The 19,416-nt window shown below is 67.6% G+C and carries 16 protein-coding genes; 6 read left to right on the forward strand and 10 right to left on the reverse strand.

Annotated features, from left to right (window positions below):
- Window positions 1–8 precede the first annotated feature (8 nt).
- Complete coding sequence (locus tag ACTJKH_RS08985) at window positions 9–302, reverse strand: hypothetical protein (protein ID WP_060926201.1); 294 nt, start codon at window positions 300–302, stop codon at window positions 9–11.
- A 125-nt stretch (window positions 303–427) separates the two neighbouring features.
- On the opposite strand from ACTJKH_RS08985, the gene ACTJKH_RS08990 reads away from it, so the two are divergent.
- Window positions 428–2,968, forward strand: coding sequence for a fibronectin type III domain-containing protein (locus ACTJKH_RS08990; RefSeq protein ID WP_440736612.1), 2,541 nt, complete (start codon window positions 428–430; stop codon window positions 2,966–2,968).
- Window positions 2,969–3,086: 118 nt separating this feature from the next.
- Entirely contained in the window at window positions 3,087–3,548 is a 462-nt protein-coding gene (locus tag ACTJKH_RS08995; RefSeq protein ID WP_440736613.1) for an ASCH domain-containing protein, read from the forward strand.
- 49 nt (window positions 3,549–3,597) lie between these two features.
- On the opposite strand, the gene ACTJKH_RS09000 is transcribed toward ACTJKH_RS08995, so the two are convergent.
- The 3 genes from ACTJKH_RS09000 to ACTJKH_RS09010 form a co-directional block, all read right to left on the reverse strand.
- Window positions 3,598–5,547 carry an MSCRAMM family protein gene (locus ACTJKH_RS09000; RefSeq protein WP_440736614.1) on the reverse strand — a complete coding sequence of 650 codons (1,950 nt, stop codon included), beginning with the start codon at window positions 5,545–5,547 and terminating at the stop codon, window positions 3,598–3,600.
- A gap of 121 nt (window positions 5,548–5,668) precedes the next feature.
- Complete coding sequence (locus tag ACTJKH_RS09005; RefSeq protein ID WP_440736615.1) at window positions 5,669–6,724, reverse strand: LLM class flavin-dependent oxidoreductase; 1,056 nt, start codon at window positions 6,722–6,724, stop codon at window positions 5,669–5,671.
- Between the two features lie 40 nt (window positions 6,725–6,764).
- The gene (locus tag ACTJKH_RS09010; RefSeq protein ID WP_440736616.1) at window positions 6,765–8,303 is read right to left on the reverse strand and encodes a DUF7059 domain-containing protein; all 1,539 of its coding nucleotides are present in this window, start codon (window positions 8,301–8,303) and stop codon (window positions 6,765–6,767) included.
- 98 nt (window positions 8,304–8,401) lie between these two features.
- On the opposite strand from ACTJKH_RS09010, the gene ACTJKH_RS09015 reads away from it, so the two are divergent.
- The 4 genes from ACTJKH_RS09015 to trxA all read left to right on the forward strand — a co-directional run bounded on the left by ACTJKH_RS09015 (window position 8,402) and on the right by trxA (window position 13,612).
- Complete coding sequence (locus tag ACTJKH_RS09015; RefSeq protein WP_440736617.1) at window positions 8,402–10,546, forward strand: DUF6049 family protein; 2,145 nt, start codon at window positions 8,402–8,404, stop codon at window positions 10,544–10,546.
- Window positions 10,539–12,158 (forward strand): murein biosynthesis integral membrane protein MurJ, encoded by a 1,620-nt coding sequence (gene murJ, locus ACTJKH_RS09020; protein ID WP_440736618.1) that lies wholly within the window; start codon window positions 10,539–10,541, stop codon window positions 12,156–12,158. Before ACTJKH_RS09015 ends, murJ begins: the two co-directional genes overlap by 8 nt.
- Window positions 12,159–12,246: 88 nt before the next feature.
- The gene (gene trxB / locus ACTJKH_RS09025; RefSeq protein ID WP_259161270.1) at window positions 12,247–13,221 is read left to right on the forward strand and encodes a thioredoxin-disulfide reductase; all 975 of its coding nucleotides are present in this window, start codon (window positions 12,247–12,249) and stop codon (window positions 13,219–13,221) included.
- 67 nt (window positions 13,222–13,288) lie between these two features.
- Entirely contained in the window at window positions 13,289–13,612 is a 324-nt protein-coding gene (gene trxA / locus ACTJKH_RS09030) for a thioredoxin (protein WP_042541543.1), read from the forward strand.
- 58 nt (window positions 13,613–13,670) lie between these two features.
- Here trxA and ACTJKH_RS09035 read toward each other — a convergent pair whose 3' ends face one another.
- From ACTJKH_RS09035 to ACTJKH_RS09060, 6 genes are all read right to left on the reverse strand, one after another.
- Window positions 13,671–14,198, reverse strand: a complete 528-nt coding sequence (locus ACTJKH_RS09035; RefSeq protein ID WP_440736619.1) for a GrpB family protein — start codon at window positions 14,196–14,198, stop codon at window positions 13,671–13,673.
- A gap of 13 nt (window positions 14,199–14,211) precedes the next feature.
- Entirely contained in the window at window positions 14,212–14,547 is a 336-nt protein-coding gene (locus tag ACTJKH_RS09040; RefSeq protein ID WP_210096435.1) for a tryptophan synthase subunit alpha, read from the reverse strand.
- A gap of 9 nt (window positions 14,548–14,556) precedes the next feature.
- On the reverse strand, window positions 14,557–16,005 hold the full coding sequence (locus ACTJKH_RS09045) for a sugar porter family MFS transporter (RefSeq protein WP_440736620.1): 1,449 nt from the start codon (window positions 16,003–16,005) through the stop codon (window positions 14,557–14,559).
- 62 nt (window positions 16,006–16,067) lie between these two features.
- Entirely contained in the window at window positions 16,068–17,036 is a 969-nt protein-coding gene (locus ACTJKH_RS09050) for a ParB/RepB/Spo0J family partition protein (RefSeq protein WP_440736621.1), read from the reverse strand.
- Window positions 17,036–17,962 (reverse strand): ParA family protein, encoded by a 927-nt coding sequence (locus ACTJKH_RS09055; RefSeq protein WP_210096438.1) that lies wholly within the window; start codon window positions 17,960–17,962, stop codon window positions 17,036–17,038. The genes ACTJKH_RS09050 and ACTJKH_RS09055 overlap by 1 nt, the downstream gene beginning before the upstream one ends.
- Window positions 17,963–18,275: 313 nt before the next feature.
- Window positions 18,276–18,809 carry an AAA family ATPase gene (locus ACTJKH_RS09060; protein WP_440736622.1) on the reverse strand — a complete coding sequence of 178 codons (534 nt, stop codon included), beginning with the start codon at window positions 18,807–18,809 and terminating at the stop codon, window positions 18,276–18,278.
- Window positions 18,810–19,416 lie beyond the last annotated feature (607 nt).

Here is a 19,416-nt window from a genome sequence, read left to right on the forward strand (position 1 = left end):
ACCGGGGGTCAGAACAGCGGGTTCTCGCCCTTTGCCTGGGCGATGGCGCGAACTCGGGCCTGCATGAGCCTCATGAGCAGAGCACTCATCAGGAATCCGCCGACCACGGCGACCGCGACGATGAACCAGATGCCGACCTCGGGATCGATCAGCTCGAATCCGTAGATCGCGACGGCGAGCAGGAGCAGCACCGGTCCCTCGATCAGCGCGAACGTGATGAACAGCCGCGTCTGACGCCTGCCGAAGTCGGCAGTGACCGCCCGGACGCGTGCCTCGATCGAGGATTCGCCTGCGTAACTCATGCCCCCACCGTAGCGACGTTCACCCACCGGTCGGGCGATGGCAACCGCCAGGTCATCCTCCTTCGATGGGCTGGTCGGGCCCCGTGCGGCTGAGCACGGAAACCCCCACCTCACGAAGGACACTCATGACCTCCCCCACCCCTGCGGTGCGGTGGCGGCGTTACGGACTCGCGTCCGCCGCCGTCCTCGCCCTGCTCGGCGGCGCCGTCGTCGCCCCCATCGCGACCGCCGCACCCGACCCCGACGTGCCGACCGGCTCGCTGATCACCGGCGACACCAGCTGGCGCTACCTCGACGACGGTTCCGACCCGTCGCCGGCACCCGCGGCCCTCCGCGACTGGACCCTCCCCGACTACGACGACAGCGCCTGGAAGTCGGCACCCGGCTCGTTCGGCGCGAAGAGCGGCAAGCTCGCCCCGGTCGGCCCCGTCACCCCGAAGACGCTGCTGAACCACTACATCGACGGGACGGCGGCGCCGACCGTTCCCACCTACTTCTTCCGCACCACGTTCGAGCTCGAGGCGGGCGTCGCCGAGCAGGTCGCGGCGCTGCGCAGCACCATCACCTACGACGACGCGATCGTCGTCTGGATCAACGGCGAAGAGGTCGCGCGCTACGTCGACGGCCGCATCACCGACACGGTCAACGTCGAGTACGCCGGCGACTCGAACGGCGACCCTCTCACCAGCACGTTCAGCGCCGAGGGCGAGCTGCTGCACGACGGCACGAACGACATCGCCGTCGCGCTGTTCCAGGACCGTGAGACCAGCTCGGACATCTACTTCGACATGTCGTCGCTCACGCTCGTCGAGGCATCGGACCCCGGCTCGCCCGTCGTGGCTCCGCCGACCCGCGTGATCCTGACCCCGACCGAGCAGCCCGCCGTGTCGCAGTCGTTCTCGTGGCTCGCGGGCGACGCCTCGCACACCATCGGCCAGGTCGAGATCGCCCCGGCGGCCGGCGGCGAGGCGCGCACAGTCGACGCCTACGACGCCGGTGTCGTCAACGGCAACCCGAACAAGCACTTCTCCGCCACGGTCACCGGTCTTCAGCCGGCGACGGCCTACCGCTACCGTGTCGGTCTCCCCGGCAGCTGGAGCGACTGGTTCGAGTTCCGCACCGCCGACCCCAAGGCCACCGACTTCCAGTTCATCTACTACGGCGACGCGCAGATCGGCCTCGACACGACCTGGCCGAGCGTGGTGAAGCAGGCCGAAGCTCAGGCTCCCCGTTCGATCGGTTCCGTGCACGCCGGTGACCTCATCAACACCTCGAGCAACGAGAACGAGTGGCTCAACTGGTTCAAGGGCATGGAGGACTCCGCGGTCCGCACCAACGTCATGGCGGCCCCCGGCAACCACGAGTACTCGGGCGACAAGCTGCTCACCGCATGGAAGGCCGCGTTCGAGTACCCCCACAACAACCCGTCGACGAGCACGATCGGCGAGCTGGCCGACCTCGCGAAGGGCGACTCCGAGGTCGCGCAGCAGTACCGCGCGTTCTTCGACCACTGGTCGTCGTTCGCCGCCGAGACCGCGTACTACACCGACTACCAGGGCGTGCGCTTCATCACCCTGAACGCGACGCGCGACACCACCTTCCTCACCCCGGCGGGTCTTCCGTCGTGCACGGGTGCGGAGTGCCCCTCGGCGCAGATCGGCGTGCTGTGGACCCGCTTCCAGGCCGCATGGCTCGACCTGCTGCTGCAGAACAGCCCGTCGAAGTGGAACGTCGTCACGTTCCACCAGCCGGTGTTCTCGGCATCCGAGGGTCGCGACGAGCCGGTGCTGCGCGCCGAGTGGCTCCCCGTCTTCCAGCGCAACGACATCGACCTGGTGCTCATGGGCCACGACCACACGTACGCCCGCGGCTACGTGAACACCGATGCGACCGACACCCCCGGTATGACCTCGGGCCCCGTCTACGTCGTGTCGAACTCGGGCGCGAAGCACTACGAGCTCGAGACGCCGGAGAAGAACGTCTGGACCAACAACGGCGCCACCCAGGTGCTGCGCGGCCAGGGCGTGACCACCTACCAGGTGATCGACGTGTCGAAGAACCAGCTCGTCTACCGCTCCTACCTCGCGGAGAAGCAGCCGGATGCCACGACCGACCTCCCCGTCGGCTCGGTCTACGACACCTTCACGGTGACGAAGTCGGATGCCGGTGAGAAGTGGGTCACCGAGGCCGGTGTCACCCCGCCCGTGATCGAGGAGCCCGCCGCGCCCGAGGTCACGCTGGGTGCCGCATCCGTCGTCGCCGGTGGCAAGATCACCGTCTCCGGCAGCGGATTCGAGGCGGATGCCGCGCTGCGCTTCGAGCTGCGCTCCGACCCGGTCGACCTGGGCACCGCGACCGCCGATGCGGACGGCGCGTTCAGCCGCACGCTCACGATCCCGGCGAACACCCCCGCAGGGACGCACACCCTCGCGGTGATCCTCGCCGACGGCACAGAGGTGACCTCGCCGGTGACCGTGACCGCTGCCGCGAGCGGCGGGGTGACCACGCCGGGCGAGACGGGTGGAGCGACCGACGGATCGCTCGCGACGACGGGTGCCGACAGCACGCCGTACATCGTCGGAGCGGTCGTGCTGCTCGCCCTCGGCCTCGGTCTGTTCGCGATGCGGCGCCGCCGCCACTCGGCCGGCACGGAGTCCGCGGAGTAGTCGGCCGCATCCGCTGTTCGGGCGTCGTCGGGTCTTCGGTCCCGGCGGCGCCCTTCGTCATGCCACGCGACGACCAGCCGAGCACGGTGCTCGGGAGCATCCGCCCTAGGCTCGACATGTGACCGACACTGCAGCTCTCACCGCGTTCTGGGACCGTGCCCGCGCCGCCGACGCGTCTCTGCCGACGGTCCCCGCTGAGGCGTGGGCGTTCGGCGCATCCCCCGCGCAGGCCGACGATCTGCTCGCCCTGGTGCTCGACGGCATCAAGACGGCGACGGCGTCATCGCTGTGGGACTACGAGGAGGCCGGAGACCCGGTGCCCGCCGCCGGAGAGTTCAGCATCGTGCTCGACGGACTCGGCCGACCGCGCGTCGTGATCGAGACCACGGAGGTCCGCACGGTGCCTTTCGATGAGGTGACCGCGGCGCACGCCCACGCCGAAGGCGAGGGAGACAGGACGCTCGCACACTGGCGCGAGGTGCACGAGCGCTTCTGGCGAACCCACTCGGAGAACCCTCGGGGTTTCGAGCCTGACATGCCGGTCGTCTGCGAACGGTTCCGCGTCGTACACCCGCGCTGACGCGCGCCGTGCGCGACGTGTCACAGAACCAGCCGTGCCGCCGGGCGTCTCAGTCGCGACGCGAGCGGCGCCGCGAGACGACGAGCAGCACGGCTCCGAGAACGAGCACGGCACCGCCGATGCCGGCCCACATGAAGGTCTCCGGGCCCAGACCGGTGCCGGGAAGAGTCCCGCCTCCGTTGTTCGGCGGCGTCGTCGGCGGCTCGGGATCCGTGGGCGGGTCCGTCGGCGGGACCACGATCGCCGCAAGAGTGAAGTCCTGGTCGACGAACGTCTCGCCCGCTGACGTGACCTCGACCGTGAGCGTCGCCGGTCCGACGATCGTGCTGCCGGCGGGTGCGGTGATCGTCAGCGTGTAGGTCCCCGGCGGCAGGTTTCCGAGGCCGTAGGCGCCGTCGGCATCCGTCGTCAGCGTCTGCGTGCCCTCGTCGGTGGTCAGGGTGATCCTGACGCCCGAAACCGGTGCGCCGTCATCGGTGCGCACGACACCGGAGAAGGCTCCGAGCCTGGCCAGTTCGAAGTCGACGTTCTCGACATCGGCTGCGGCGACGGTCTCGTTCTGCGACGTCGGGCCCGTGGCTGCGTAGCCGTCGGGCGTCGTCATGGTGATCTCGTAGTCGCCCGCGGGAAGCCTCGGGAACGTGTAGTCACCGTTCGCGTCGGTCACCGCCGTGACGACGTCGTCTCCTGCGGTCGCCGTGATGACGACACCCGCGACGCCGGTGCCGTTCGAGCGCACTGTTCCGCTGAGGTCGGGATTCTCGACGAGGACGAAGTCGGCGAGCTCGATCGGAACCTCGCTGTCCTCGGGCACCACGAGCGGTTCGGTCGGATCCGTCGTGCTGTATCCGGGCGGCGGGGTCACCACGACCGTGTGCGGACCGACCGGGACCTCATCGAAGAGGTAGGTGCCGTCGGCATCCGTCGTGGTCGTCGTCGTTCCGTCGACCGTCACCGTCACACCGGCGACGGGATTGCCCTCACCGTCGACGACTCGCCCCGACACCGCGACGGGAACGATGTCGCGCACGACGAAGTCGGCGACACCGTCGTTCGTCGTGAGATCCACCGCCCGAGACGTCGCGCCGACGGCGATCTTGCCGTCGGGTGGTGTGACGCGCACCGTGTATCCGCTCGTGGCGACGAATCCGGGGAAGGAGTAGGTCCCTCCCGCGGCGGTGGTCGTCGTCGCCACGACGAGACCGTTCGCATCCGTCAGCGAGAGGGGCACGCCCTCGAGCACACCATCGGCCTGATCGGTGACCGTGCCGGTGATGTCGCGGGCGATCGAGGCGAACCAGGTCTGGTACACCGGGAACCCGGAACGGCGGGTGAAGAAGAAGGTGAGCGAGGTGATCGGCACGGACGGCTCGAACCAGGCGGCGGCGCCGCTCGTGTCGAGGGCGGCGGCGTTGCCGGTGAGGGTCTGGGTCGTGGCATCCCAGGTCGGGACGTCGGTCGCATCGCCCGTGCACGACGGCTTGCCCGCGACACCCGGAGCGCAGTAGTTGAAGCCGCCCCGGAATCCGAGCTCAGCCGCGGTGAGCGCCTGGCCGTTCGCACCGATCGCCTGGATGCGCACCGCATCGGCGTCGATGTCTCCGAGCACGAAGGTCCAGCCCGAAGCGGGGGTGGGGTTCGCGAACGAGTAGGTCGTGGTCGACGGGCTGGTGGCGTTGTCGGCCTTGGGGCGCAGATTCACGTACGCCTGATTGATGCTCGATCCGTACTTGGCACCGACCGGGGTGCCCTGGGAGAGCCAGTTGGTCGCGCCCGAGATGACGCCGACCTGGCCGGCGCGGGAGTCGCTCGTCATGGTGGCGGTGACGGTCGGCTGTGCGGCGATCTGCACGGTGGTCGTGTAGGCCCCGCCCGTTCCGCTCAGAGGCTGCCAGCTCGCCCAGGCGGTCGTCGTCGCCGCTGCCGCCGGAATGGCACCGACCAGCGCTGCGACCAGCACGATCGCCCCTGCAAGAAGTCCACCCCTGGCTGCGCGCATGCGGCCAGCGTATCGGCATATCGCACGTGCGGCGAGGGTGGGACCAGGGTTCGCGAGGCATGAGGAAGGGGCGGATGCACCTCGCATCCGCCCCTTCCTCTCACTCAGATCCGGTGGGCTCTCAGACCGGCTCGCCCTGAACGGGGCCGTCGGTGTTGGGCTTCCACCCGAGCGCCGGCGCGACGTGCGTCGCGAAGGATTCGAGCACGTGCAGGTTGTACGCGGGCCCGAGTTGGTTCGGGATCGTCAGCAGCAGGGTGTCGGCCGACATGACCGCCTCGTCGGCGAGCAGCTGCTGGATGAGCACGTCGGGCTCGGCCGCGTAGGTCTTGCCGAACGTCGAACGGTAGCCGTCGATGATGCCGATCTGGTCGGCGTTCTCCTCGCTGCGCAGTCCGAAGTACGCCCTGTCCATGTCGGACACCAGCGGGAAGACGCTGCGGCTCACCGAGACACGCGGAGTGCCGGTGTGCCCTGCCTCTTTGTAGGCGAAGCGGAAGAGGTCGATCTGTTCACGCTGCAGCTGGTGGAACGGCACGCCGGTCGCTTCGGTGAGAAGCGTCGAGCTCATCATGTTGAGCCCCTTGCGTCCGGTCTCTTCCGCGGTCGCACGAGAACCCGAACCCCACCAGATGTGGTCGCGCAGAGTCGGCGACTGCGGTTCGATCGCGAGATACCGACCCGCCCCGACCATCCGGGGGTCACCGGGGGCGAGCCCCTCGCCGTCGATCGCACGGAGGAAGAGGTCGAACTTCTCACGTGCGATCACGCTGCCGCGCTCGGGGTCTTCCTCATCGTGGAATCCGAACGTCTCGTAGCCGCGTAGGGCCGTCTCGGGTGAACCACGGCTCACGCCAAGCGCGATTCGCCCGTCGGCGATCAGGTCGAGGGCCGCAGCCTCCTCCGCGAACTGGAACGGGTTCTCGTAGCGCATGTCGATCACGCCGGTGCCGACCTCGATGCGCTTCGTGCGCGCGGCCATGGCCGACAGCAGGGGCATGGGCGATGCCGCCTGCCGCGCCCAGTGGTGCACTCGCACCGATGCGCCGTTGACGCCGATCTCGTCGGCGCCCTCAGCGATCTCGATGGTCTGCTTCAGCATGTCTCCCGCGGTGCGGGTCGCCGAACCGGGCACGTCTGCGTAGTGCCCGAAGGAGAGGAATCCGAAAGCCTTCATGGTGTATTCGAACGCATAGATACCGGCGGGTATTCCTGCATCACTCCCCCGTCACCAGCAGTCCGTCGAGAACGAGCTGGCGGATGCGCGGCTCGAGGTCGGCCCAGAGGTCGACGAGAGGGACCTCGAACAGGTCGGCCAGGGCCGCGACGATCTGCATGACGGTCAGGTCGCCGTCGCACGCGCCGACGAACGCGGCGAGCGCGGGATCGACGGTGATCGTCCGCGCGAACCCGCCGCCCTGACGGAGCTCGATGATGCTGGGGTCGTCATTGCCGGGCAGCAGATGCCGCGCCTCGGTGACGTCGGGGGCGGTGAAGAGAGTGGAGGGCAGGCCGTCGACGAGCTGGTCGTGCGCGAGGAGCCCCGAGCGCAGCGCGCCGCCGACGTTCGACACGTGCTGCGAGAGGCGCTCGAGACGACGCAGCGGTGCACCCTGCGCGGATGCCACCGGCCGACGCACCAGGATGTAGCCGAAGCCGACCGCGGTGACACCGCGTGCGGCGAAGTCGTCGAGCCAGGCGGAGAGCAGCGGGGTGAATGAGGAGTCGCGGGGAGTGGTGCCTCCGTCGCGGATCCAGAGCTCCGCATAGGCGAGCGGTGAGAGCTCCTCGCGCTGGATGACCCAGAGGTCGAGGTCTCCGGGCACCCACGATGACAGCCGATCGAGACCGACCCGGCCGGTCAGCTCGCGCTGGGCCCCGCGCGACTCCCAGTTGCCGAGCAGCTGGGCGACCCCGCCGGGGGTGAGGAACGAGGGGACGGCGCGCAGGAACTGCTCGACGAGCGCGTCGCCCACGAGGCCGCCGTCGCGGTACTCGTACTCGGGCACGCCCTCGGCGCGAGGGGTGATCACGAACGGCGGGTTCGACACGATCAGGTCGAACGCCTCGCCGTCGACGGGCTCGAACATGCTGCCGAGCCGGAACTCGATGTTCGAGACGCCGTTCAGCTGGGCGTTGAGCTCGGCGTAGGCGAGGGCTCGTGCGGAGATGTCGGTGGCGACCACCGCGCCCGCGTGCCGCGCGACGAGGAGGGCCTGTATGCCGCAGCCGGTGCCGAGGTCGAGCGCACGATCGACCTCGATCGGCATGATGATCTCGGCGAGCGTGCGCGACGCACCACCCACACCGAGCACGTGGTCTGCGGGAAGCGCCCCGTCGAGCGCCACCTCGTCGAGGTCGCTGGCGATCCACCATTCGCCGATCCCGTCGGCATCCACGAACGACTGCGGACGCAGCAGTGCTGCGGGAACGACGTGATCGCCGTGGATCCGGGCCAGCCCCAGGGCCACCAGGCCGTCGACACCGAGGTGAGGCAGGGCCGAAGCCACGGGGCCGGCGAGCTGCGGCATCCCGAGCACCAGGAGTCGTCCGAGCGTCGCGAGCACACCGTCGTCACCGGCGATCGCCCGCAGGATCGGCTCGCGCATCCCTCGCGCCAGGGCGTCGTCCTCCTCCTCGCCCCACAGGCGACGGAGCGGCTCCGAACGGAAGTCTGCGGCATCCAGATCCGCGGCGAGTGCGGTGCTGCGGCGCGGATCGGGCACGGGCGTGAGGGTGTCGGACACGGCCGTCACTCTACGCGTGTTCAGGGTTCTCCTTCGGCGTGCCGCCTAGAATCACAGGGTCAGCACTCACGGACAGCCTGGGATCCCGGCGTTCGAGAAAGACTCCCATGACCGCGACCACCCCCGAGAACGGCCCCCGCACGCGCCTGCAGCGCCTGGCACGCGGAACCGTCATCTCGGCGATCGTTCTCGGCATGTGCGGGCTCGGTGCGACGAACGCCGTGGCGGCGAGCGACTCCGACACCGATGAGACCCCCACCGCCGAGCTCTTCGTGTCGGCCGGGGTACGCGGAACCGTCTCTCCCGGCAGCGCGACGACGGCATCCCTGACGGTGCAGAACGATGCGACGTCGCAGCTGTCAGCAGGACGCGTGACCGTCGAGCTGAACCGCACGCCTCTCGCCGACGAAGCCGCCGTGACCACCTGGTTGGAGGATGCCGAGGCCACCGGCGCATTCGATCAACTCGGCGCCGACACCACCGCCCCGGTCGAGCCCGAATCGTCCGTGACCTCGAGTCTGTTCATCCCCCAGGAGACACTCGGCACTCTGGCCCCTGGCGTCTACGCGCTGCGAGCGACCCTCACGGGTGCGCAGCCCGACGGACAGGATGCCTCCGAGGCCGTGACCTCGACATCCGTGCTCGTGGTCTCCGCCGCCGCGAACCCGCCGGTCGCCGTCATGGTGCCGATCACGGCGACACCGGTCGACGGCGCTCTTCTCACCGCGGAGGAGCTGACCGCGCTCACCGCGCAGGACGGTTCGCTCACCGCCGTCCTCGAAGGCGTCCGCGGCACCTCGGCGATCCTCGCGATCGACCCGGCCATCGTCGCGTCGATCAAGGTCCTCGGATCTGCAGCACCCCAGAGCGCACAGGAGTGGCTGCAGCAGCTCGACGCACTGCCGAACGAGCGTTTCGCCCTCCAGTTCGGCGATGCGGATGCCACGACCCAGTCGCAGGCGGGTCTTCCGCAGCTCCTGCAGCCGACGACGCTCACTCCCTTCCTGACCCCGGCGAACTTCGCCTCGCCTCCCGAAGAGACGCCCTCACCGACTCCCACTCCGACGGAGACTCCGAGCGAGGAGCCCGACCCGGCCGACGGCCCGGTGCTGCCGGACGATGCCGAGCTCATCGCCGTCGAAGGCGCCACCCCTGGCATCCTGTGGCCGCGCAGCGACGTCTCCGCCACGGACCTCTCCACCTTCGCCGCCTACCTGCCCGACGGCGCCGTCACGGTGCTGTCCTCGACGACGGTCAGCGGTGCCGTGGGTGCCCGCGCGACCGTCGGCGCGCAGAACGTGCTCGTGTCGGATGCGACCACCTCCGATGCCCTGTCCGATGCCGCGAACGAAGAGGACCCCGCCCTTCGCCAGCGCTCGCTCGCAGAGGCCAGCGCTCACCTCTATCTGTCCGGCCAGGCGAGCCCCGGGACGCCTCGCCTCGTCGGCCTCGACCGTGACGAGACGCGCACCGCCGAGGCGCTGAACGACGCGATCGCCGCCGTCGATTCGCTCGGTTTCGGCCTCACGAGCGTACTCGCCGCCGCTCCCGCCGCCGTCACTCTGACCGCCGAGGCCGATGTCACGCGGGCGACGTCGCTCCAGCGGATGCTCGACAGCGAGGTCGTGCTCGGAGAGTTCGCGACGATCCTCGACGATCGCCAGCTCCTGCTGAGTCCCAAGCGCATCCAGATCATGCGCGCGACAGCGGTGGGCCTGAGCGAGGACCGATTCGATGAAGCGGTCGCAGCGGTGAACACCGCGACCACCGACACCCTCGCCTCTGTCGACATCCCCCCGGCGAGCACCATCCAGCTGCTCTCCGCCAATGCCGACCTGCCGTTCTCGGTGCGCAACGATCTGCCGTGGCCGGTGAACATCGAGCTCAGCGTCAAGCCCAGCGACCCGCGCCTCGATGTGCAGTCGGTGACCCCCTGGACGATCCAGCCCGGGACCACCACGCGGGTCAAGGTTCCCGTGTCTGCCCGCGTCGGCAGCGGCGAGGTCACCCTGGCGCTGCAGCTCTCGAGCCCCACCGGGGTGCCCATCAGCCAGCCGGAGACGGTGCGCGTCTCGGTGCGCGCCGAGTGGGAGGCCATCGGACTCGGCGTCCTCGGCGCCCTCATCGTGCTGCTGCTCGGTCTGGGCATCATCCGCACCGTCCGCCGTCGACGCCGCGAAGCCCTCGCGCAGGACGCACCTGAACCGGATGCCGACGCGGATGCCGTCGCCGTCGAGGAGTCGAATGAGTAGTCTCGGCCGTGCCAGCGCGCTGATCGGTGCGGGAACCCTCATCTCGCGTGTGACCGGCCTGTTGCGAACCATCGTTCTGGTGGGTGTGATCGGCTCTGTCGGTGCCAGTGCGGCCGACGCGTTCGCGATCGCGAATCAGCTGCCGAACACCGTCTTCTCGCTGATCTCGGTGGGTGTCCTGACCGCCGTGATCATCCCGCAGATCGTCAAGGCCACGGCCGATGCGGATGGCGGCAACGCGTTCATCTCCAAGCTCTTCACGCTCGGCACCGTCGTGCTCGTCGCCATCACGGGCGCTGCCACCATCGCCTCCCCGTGGCTCGTGAGCCTGTATGCGGGTGCCAAGGGCTCTCCCGAGTTCCTCGCCCTCGCCACCGCCTTCGCCTACTGGTGCATGCCGCAGATCCTGTTCTACGGCCTGTACGCGCTGCTCGGCGAAGCCTTGAACGCCCGCCGGATCTTCGGCCCGTTCACGTGGGCGCCCGTCATCAACAACATCGTGTCGATCATCGGCTTCCTCATCGTGGGCGCTCTGTTCGGCGGGCCCCTCACCCGAGTCACCGACTGGACCCCTGAGATGATCGCCGCGCTCGGGGGAACCGCGACGCTCGGCATCGTGATCCAGGCCGCGATCCTCCTGGTCTTCTGGAGGCGCACCGGACTCGCCCTCCGGCCCGATTTCCGCTGGCGCGGAGTGGGCCTCGGCAATGTCGGCAAGCTCGCCGGCTGGACCTTCCTCATGGCGCTCGCCAGCCTCGTCGCCGGCCTCGTGCAGACGCAGATCCTCATCGATGCCGCGGGGAGGGGCGCTTCGGTCGCCACCTTCCAGTACGCGTGGCTGATCTTCATGCTCCCGTACTCGATCATCGTGCTGTCGATCGGAACCCCATACTTCACCCAGATCAGCGAGCACGCCGCCGCCGGCCGCGACGACGAGGTGCGCGCCGACATCGCGCAGAGCATCCGCACCCTGCTCTTCTTCATCGCCGCAGCCGTCGCCGCGGTGGCCGCGGCCGCGATCCCCGCCTCGCGGGTCTTCACGAACGCGTCATCCGACGCCTCCGAAGCCGCGCTCGTGCTGGTGTGCTTCCTCGTGTGCCTGGTACCGCTGACGATCCTCTTCATCGTCCAGCGGACCTTCTACGCCTACGGCGACACCCGCACGCCGTTCTGGTTCACGCTGTTCCAGTGCGGTCTCGTGGTCATCAGCGCGCTCGTGGCGCAGTGGCTGCTCGCCGCCGACGTCATCGCGATCACGGCTCTGGCCGCCGCCATCGCACTCGGCCAGTCGATCGCCAGCACCATCCAGACCGTCGTGGCCGTGTGGCTTCTGCATCGCAAGACCGGCGGGCTTCAGATCCGCACGTGGATGACGGCCGTCCTGCGCTTCGCGATCGCCGCGATCCCCGCCGGCTTCGCGGGATGGGGCGTCTTCCTCCTGCTCGGTGGTCCCACCGGCTGGACCACGGCGGACAAGATCCAGGGCGCCCTCGGAACCTGCATCATCGGCGCCGCCGTGGTGGTCGTCTACATCGGCATCCTGGCCCTCCTCCGGGCGCCGGAGCTCAAGGTCGCGGGCTCCATGCTGCGGCGCTTCCTGCCCGGTCGCTGAGCATCCACGCGCGGGAATGTCGCGCGGTTACCATTGGTTGAAGCAGTCGAACGTCTTTCGGCGTCTCAGCATCTACGACGGAGAGCACATGCGTCAGGTCATCATCATCGGTTCCGGCCCCGCCGGATTCACCGCCGCCATCTACGCGGCGCGCGCGAACCTCAAGCCGCTGCTCATCGCGAGCACGGTCGAGGTCGGCGGAGAGCTGATGAACACCACCGAGGTCGAGAACTACCCGGGCTTCCCCGACGGGATCCAAGGGCCCGAGCTCATGGCGAAGTTCCAGGAGCAGGCTGAGAAGTTCGGCACCGAGGTCGTCTACGACGATGTCACCGAGCTCGACCTCGCCGGCCCCGTCAAGAAGGTCACGCTCGGCAGCGGAACCGTCCACGAGACCCAGTCGCTCATCTACGCGACCGGCTCTGCCTACCGCAAGCTGGGCATCGAGGGTGAAGAGCGTCTCTCGGGCTACGGCGTCTCGTGGTGCGCCACGTGCGACGGCTTCTTCTTCCGTGAGAAGACGATCGCGGTCGTCGGCGGCGGCGACTCGGCGATGGAAGAGGCGACGTTCCTCACCCGCTTCGCGGAGAAGGTCTACGTCATCCACCGCAAGGACTCCCTGCGTGCCTCGAAGATCATGCAGGAGCGTGCCTTCGCGAACGAGAAGATCGAGTTCGTGTGGAACAGCGAGGTCGCCGAGATCCTCGGTGGCGACGCCGTCTCGGGCGTCCAGCTGCGCAACACGGTCGACGGCACGCTCAGCGACCTCGCCCTGGACGGCCTGTTCATCGCGATCGGCAACGACCCGCGGACGCACCTCGTGCACGACAAGCTCGAGCTCACGGCCGAGGGAACCATCTGGGTCGACGGCCGTTCGTCGAAGACCTCGGTTCCCGGCGTCTTCGCCGCCGGCGACGTCATCGACCCCACCTACCGCCAGGCCATCACCGCTGCCGGATCCGGCACGGTCGCGGCCCTCGACGCCGAGCACTTCCTCGCGGATCTCGAGGATGCGTCTGTCGAGTTCCCGGCTGCGGAAGCCGCCGAGATCATCACCGCCTGAGCGGTCGGGAACAGTTTCACCTCGCCCGCTGTTGTAGCAGGCGAACCTCGAATCAAGGAGAACTCTGATGAGTGCAAAGGCTACGAGCCAGGCGACCTGGGAGCAGGACGTTCTGCAGGCCGAAGGTCCCGTCCTCGTGGACTTCTGGGCCGAGTGGTGCGGACCGTGTCGTATGGTCGCCCCCGTTCTGGACCAGATCCAGGCGGACAACCCCGACAAGATCACCATCCTCAAGCTGAACGTGGACGAGAACCCGCAGCTGGCGATGAAGTACCAGATCACCTCGATCCCTGCGATGAAGGTGTTCCAGGGCGGTGAGGTCAAGACGACCATCATCGGCGCCAAGCCGAAGCCGGCCCTCGAGCAGGATCTCGCAGCCTTCATCGGCTGATCAGGCTTCTTCAAGGCCGTCACCCCTCGGGGTGGCGGCCTTTCTGCATCCCGCGACCCTACTTGTCGTACACCGGCACAGACGGCAGCCCGCGCGCGATTCGGGCGCGATCGACGATCTCCTGGATCACCGGGGTCTTGGCCGCGTTGTACGTCGAACGCCCTCGCGCAGCGGCCGCCACCGCATCGCACTTCGCATGCGAGTACCGCTCGACGTCATCCGGGTGCGCGAGCAGCCAGTCTCGGAGGATCCGCTGATTCGCGGCATCCCACTCCCCCGCGACGAAGAAGTGCGCGATCGCACTGCGGATGCCGTCGGCTTCGCGAATCAGGACGGGATGCGTGCGCACGGCGCTGCCCCGTCGCCATCCTGCGGCCTCCAGCGCCGGCAGGTGCGTCTCGAACTCCTCGAGATCACGGATCCTGATCGCCAGGTCGATGACGGGCTTCGCACGCATTCCCGGGATGGCCGTCGATCCGATGTGCTCGATCACCCAGTCGGCATCCGTCAGACTGCTGATATCAGAGGCGATGCTCGCAAACTGATCCGCCCAGGCGGGGTCGTAGGTGAGAAGCATCCTGGGCATCGCGACAGGATCCTCAGGACGCGTCGGCGACCGTCGGGTCCCAGCGGCGATGGCGCTGCTTCTCGTCGAGCAGGCCCCACACGGCCGGTGTGAGCTCCGGATACTCCAAGGCGATCTGACGCAGCACCCGATAGTGGCGTGCCTCATTCGGGCGCACACCGTCGTTCGCGTTGATGTTGTCGGCGCGCAGCAGGTACACCACGAGTTCGTCGACGCTCGGCAGCTCCTCCATGAACTCCCAGGGATCCTCTCCGCTGAGAAGACGCTCCTGAATGAGCACCGCGAGTTCGTCCGACGCCTCTGCTCGCAGCACTTCCAGGCTGGCGCGACGGGGAACGTGCTCGGTCATGCTTCCAGCCTACGTGGCCTTGCGGGTGCCCCGGCGCTCCACCTTCAGCTCGTCGGTCATCTCTTCGAGCTCTTTGCCCTTGGTCTCGGGAACCTTGAAGTACACGAAGAAGAACGACAGCAGAGCGAAGAACGCGTAGAAGCCGTAGGCGAACGTGAGGCCGATGTCGGCGAAGATCGGGAACGTCGTCGAGATGAAGAAGTTCGCCGCCCACTGGGCTGCCGCAGCGACCGCGAGGGCTCCTGCACGGATGGAGTTCGGGAAGATCTCTCCCAGAAGCACCCAGACGAGCGGCCCCCAGGTGGCCCCGAAGAACACCACGAAGCCGTTCGCGCAGATGAGCGCCACAGTGGCCCACGGGTCGGGCAGTGTCGCCGTCCCCTCGGCGTTCAGCGTGCCGAACGAGAAGGCGACGGCCATCAGGCCCAGAGTCACCGTCATACCCACCGAGCCGACGAGCAGCATGATGCGGCGTCCCACCTTGTCGACGAGCAGGATCGCCACGATCGTCACGACGATGTTCGTCACCGAGGTGATGACCGAGGTGAGCAATGCGCTGGACTCGTCGAATCCGACCGACTGCCACAGCGTCGTGGAGTAGTAGAAGATCACGTTGATGCCGACGAACTGCTGGAACACCGACAGCAGGATGCCGACCCACACGATGGGCTTCAGGCCCAGGCGGCTCCCCCGCAGGTCGCGCAGCGACTCCTTGCGCTCCGTGTCGATCGTGCTGGTGATCTCCTTGATCTTCGCGTCGACATCGACCGCACCTGTGACGGTCTCCAGCACCTCTGAGGCGCGTTTCAGATCGCCCTTTCTCACGAGATACCTCGGCGACTCAGGAAGCCTCAGAGACACGAGCCCGTAGACGAGAGCGGGGATCGCGGCGACCATGAACATCCAGCGCCAGGCGGTGAGTCCCCACAGCGGCTGATCGGCCGCACCGGCGAGATTCGCGAGCAGAGCATCCGACAGCAAGGCCGCGAAGATACCCGTGACGATGGCGAGCTGCTGCAGCGAGCCCAGGCGCCCTCGGATCGCGGCCGGCGAGACTTCCGCGATGTACGCGGGGGCGATGACGGATGCCGCACCCACGCCGAGGCCGCCGATGACCCGCCAGATGATGAGATCGACGACGCTGAAGGCGAGACCGGAGCCGATCGCCGAGATGAAGAACATGGCCGCGGCGACGACCATCACGGGGATGCGTCCGCGCTTGTTCGCGATCGGTCCTGCGAACCACGCGCCCACCGCACAGCCGATGAGAGCCGACGAGACGGCGAAGCCCTTGAGTCCGACCCCGAGATCGAATCCTGAGACGTTTCCTGCGAGAGCATCGACGGCGCCGTTGATCACGGCCGTGTCGAAGCCGAAGAGGAACCCGCCCAACGCTGCGGCGATGCTGACCGCTATGACGCGGCGTCGGACACCTTCTGGATTCAGCGGCTTTGACATGGCATCCCTCTCATCGTCGCGACCTGGCGAGTCTACGACCGCTCAGTCGCTCAGAGGCGGAATCACGCCGAGCCGTAACCGGATTGCCCGATCTCCTCGAGAATGCGATTCAGATCCTGAATGGAAGCGAAATCGATCGTGACCTGGCCTTTTCGAGCACCGAGAGAGACCTTGACCCGCGTGTTCAGTCTGTCTCCGAGATTCGTCGCGACCTCGTCGAGGTAGGCACGGCGGGCTCCGGGCGTCGGCTTCGCGGTGCGCCCGGGAGCGGCGGGTTCGGTCTTCGCGGCGAGCTCCGTGGCCCGCACCGAGAGGTCTTCGTTGACGACCTTGTCGGCGAGACGCTGCATGGCCTCGGGCGTCTCGAGGCTGAGGATCGCGCGGGCGTGGCCGGCCGTCAGAACACCTGCGGCCACACGCTGCTGCACGGGAACCGGCAGCTTCAGAAGGCGGATCGTGTTGCTGATCTGCGGACGCGAGCGGCCGATACGGGTGGCCAGTTCTTCCTGCGTGATGCCGAAGTCCTCGAGGAGCTGCTGGTAGGCGGACGCCTCTTCCAGAGGATTCAGCTCAGACCGATGGAGGTTCTCGAGGAGCGCGTCGCGCAGGAGATCCTCGTCGGCGGTCTCACGGACGACGGCGGGGATGGCCGCCAGGCCGGCCTCACGGGCAGCACGCGTACGCCGTTCTCCCATGATGAGCTCGTACTCACCATCGGTGTTCTTGCGGACGACCACGGGCTGCAGCACGCCGAACTCCCGGACGCTGTGCACGAGCTCGGCGAGGTCTTCGGGGTTGAAGTGCGTGCGCGGCTGACGAGGGTTCGGAACGATCTTCAGAGGATCGATCTGGATCAGGTGGATGCCCGGCACCACCTCGAGGTCCGCCTCGGCGGCGTGCTGATCGCTGGTCTGCTCCGTCGCCGGGCGCAGGTTCGCGCCGGGGAAGAACACATCCACGGGACGCTCTGACTGATCAGCGGTGGGGATGAGGGCACCGATGCCCCGGCCCAGTCCAGTGCGCTTCGCCATCATTTCTCCTTGCTCTGCGTCGCGGTCCGCGACGCGATCTCGACGGCGGCTTCGCGATAGGCGACAGCGCCGGCGGATTGCCCATCGTAGGCGATCACGGTCTGACCGAAACTCGGTGCCTCCGACACCCGCACGGAGCGCGGAATGACGGTGTCGAGCACCTGGTCGGGAAAGTGGGTGCGGACCTCGTCAGCGACCTGCTGCGCCAAGCGCGTGCGTCCGTCGAACATGGTCAGCAGGATCGTGGATAGGTGGAGCCCCGGATTCAGGTGCTTCTGGATCATCTGGATGCTGCCGAGAAGCTGGCTCAGTCCCTCGAGCGCGTAGTACTCGCACTGGATCGGGATGAAGACCTCGTTCGCCGCGGTGAACGCGTTGATCGTCAGGAGGCCCAAAGACGGCGGGCAGTCGATGATCACGAAGTCCATCGGGTGGGCATCGAGGTACTCCCCCAGGGCACTGCGCAGACGGTGCTCGCGTGCGACCTGTGAGACGAGTTCGATCTCGGCTCCGGCGAGGTGGATCGTGCTCGGCGCGCAGAAGAGATTCTCATCCTCTGGGCTCTGCTGCACGATCTCGGCGAGGGGAAGCTCCTCGATCAGGACGTCATAGATGCTCTGCGTGTCGGCGTTGTGTGGGACTCCCAGCGCCGTGGAGGCGTTTCCCTGCGGATCGAGGTCGATCACGAGGACCTTTGCGCCGAGGCCAGCCAGAGCTGAAGCGACGTTGACCGCACTGGTCGTCTTGCCGACGCCGCCCTTCTGGTTGGAGACCGTCAGGATGCGAGTGTCTCCGCTGAAGTCGATGCTGACTGACTCGAGCACTCGGCGGCGAGCTGAGAGATCGGCGAGTTCCCGCGCGAGCGGCGTATCCATCCCGAAGGAGTCCTTCGGTGATGCCTTTTCGGGCTGTTTCACGTGAAACATCCACTCCTTTCGGGGCCATGTTCCACTCTAATCGCTGTGGCGGACGTTCCTTGCTGCGGACTGGGATTGCAGGTCCCGACAGCTTCACTTCATTCGCTGCGTTGCCGTCGATCCACCGGAGACCCGAGCCTGACCCGTGCTCTCGGGGTGTGGCTCGGGTGGCCTCCATGGCTGGGCGCGTACGTCGACCATCCGGGTGCATGGGCGACCCGCCGCCATCGATCCTGTGGCTTTTCGGGGACCCGCGATAGCGGCGGTCGCTGGGTGTGACGACGTGACGACGCGGTTGGGCCGGGCCGGGCACAGCGATGTTTCACGTGGAACGTTCGTCTTTCGTCAGCCGAACGATCTCTCGCGCGATGTCGATCAGGGGTCGAGTGGCATCGATCTCGACCGTCGCTCCACTACGCAAGAGTGGCTCCACCGTTCGCAGATAGCCCCGGATCTCCGCGCGTTCCTCTTCCGACCATCCGTACGGATTCGTCGAACGGTTCTGAACCCGCTCGAGGATCACTTCCTCCGGTGCAGAGAGCAGCACCACATGATCGAACCGCTCGTAGAACTCGCCCTGGTTCTCGACGGTCCCCGACACGACGACGCTGTCATTCCCCGCCAGGACTTCGCCCATGAGCCGCGCGTCCCAGATGCCCTCTGGGGTCTTCCAGTCTCCGTAATCCGTGTCGATCACGAACTGGCCCCACTCCCCCAGCATCTCGAGAAGGCTCGACTTCCCCACGCCCGACATCCCTGTGATGAGCACCCGAACCATGGCTCCACGGTATCTGCGTTTCACGTGAAACGAGCGTAGATCACAGACTCCCCGCTCTACCGACAATAGCTGCTCCACGACCGCGTTATAAGTGAACATTGGAGATGGAGCGGGGTTGCCGCGCTCATGCCCACACGAGTCCTGACAGGTACTTCTGGTCGGGCGCGTTTCAGCGCCCCATTCGACGCTCGTGCGCCGGGATCTTGTCATGGTGGCCGTCCATGCAGCAGGCTGGCGCCGTTGTGCCATCGGATCCGCTGATGTTCGAACACCGTTCTTACACCCGAAGCGCAGATTCCCGCTCTCCTTCTCTCTCAGAGTGCGGATCGGACAGGGTCTTCGGTGCGTGGAGCTCCGTAGAGCCCTCAGACGAAGAGCTCCACAATCAGCGATTCACCCACGCGTGCTTACCCCTCAGTGAGCATGTTTAACGTGAAACAAGTCGCCAGGGCGTCTCGAGTGGCTCGTAGATGCCGGGCATGACGCCGTCGATTGAGTGGCGGCGAGCGGCACATCGGCGCTGCTGCCACCGAAACACGCAGAGTAGAGACGCTCGCGGTCAGTCTGCGTCGGCTCGCAGCCATGGCCACGTATTCACCTGCTGCAGATGCTCACTCCGAGTCACGGGACCCATTCCCGGCGAGCCGTTGACGCGAGATCGAGCCCGACCTGGCAGTCTCAGGTG

Origin of the sequence: Microbacterium sp. 22215 (genome assembly GCF_052045655.1) — a bacterium.
In the GTDB taxonomy this organism is placed as follows: Bacteria; Actinomycetota; Actinomycetes; order Actinomycetales; family Microbacteriaceae; genus Microbacterium; species Microbacterium phyllosphaerae.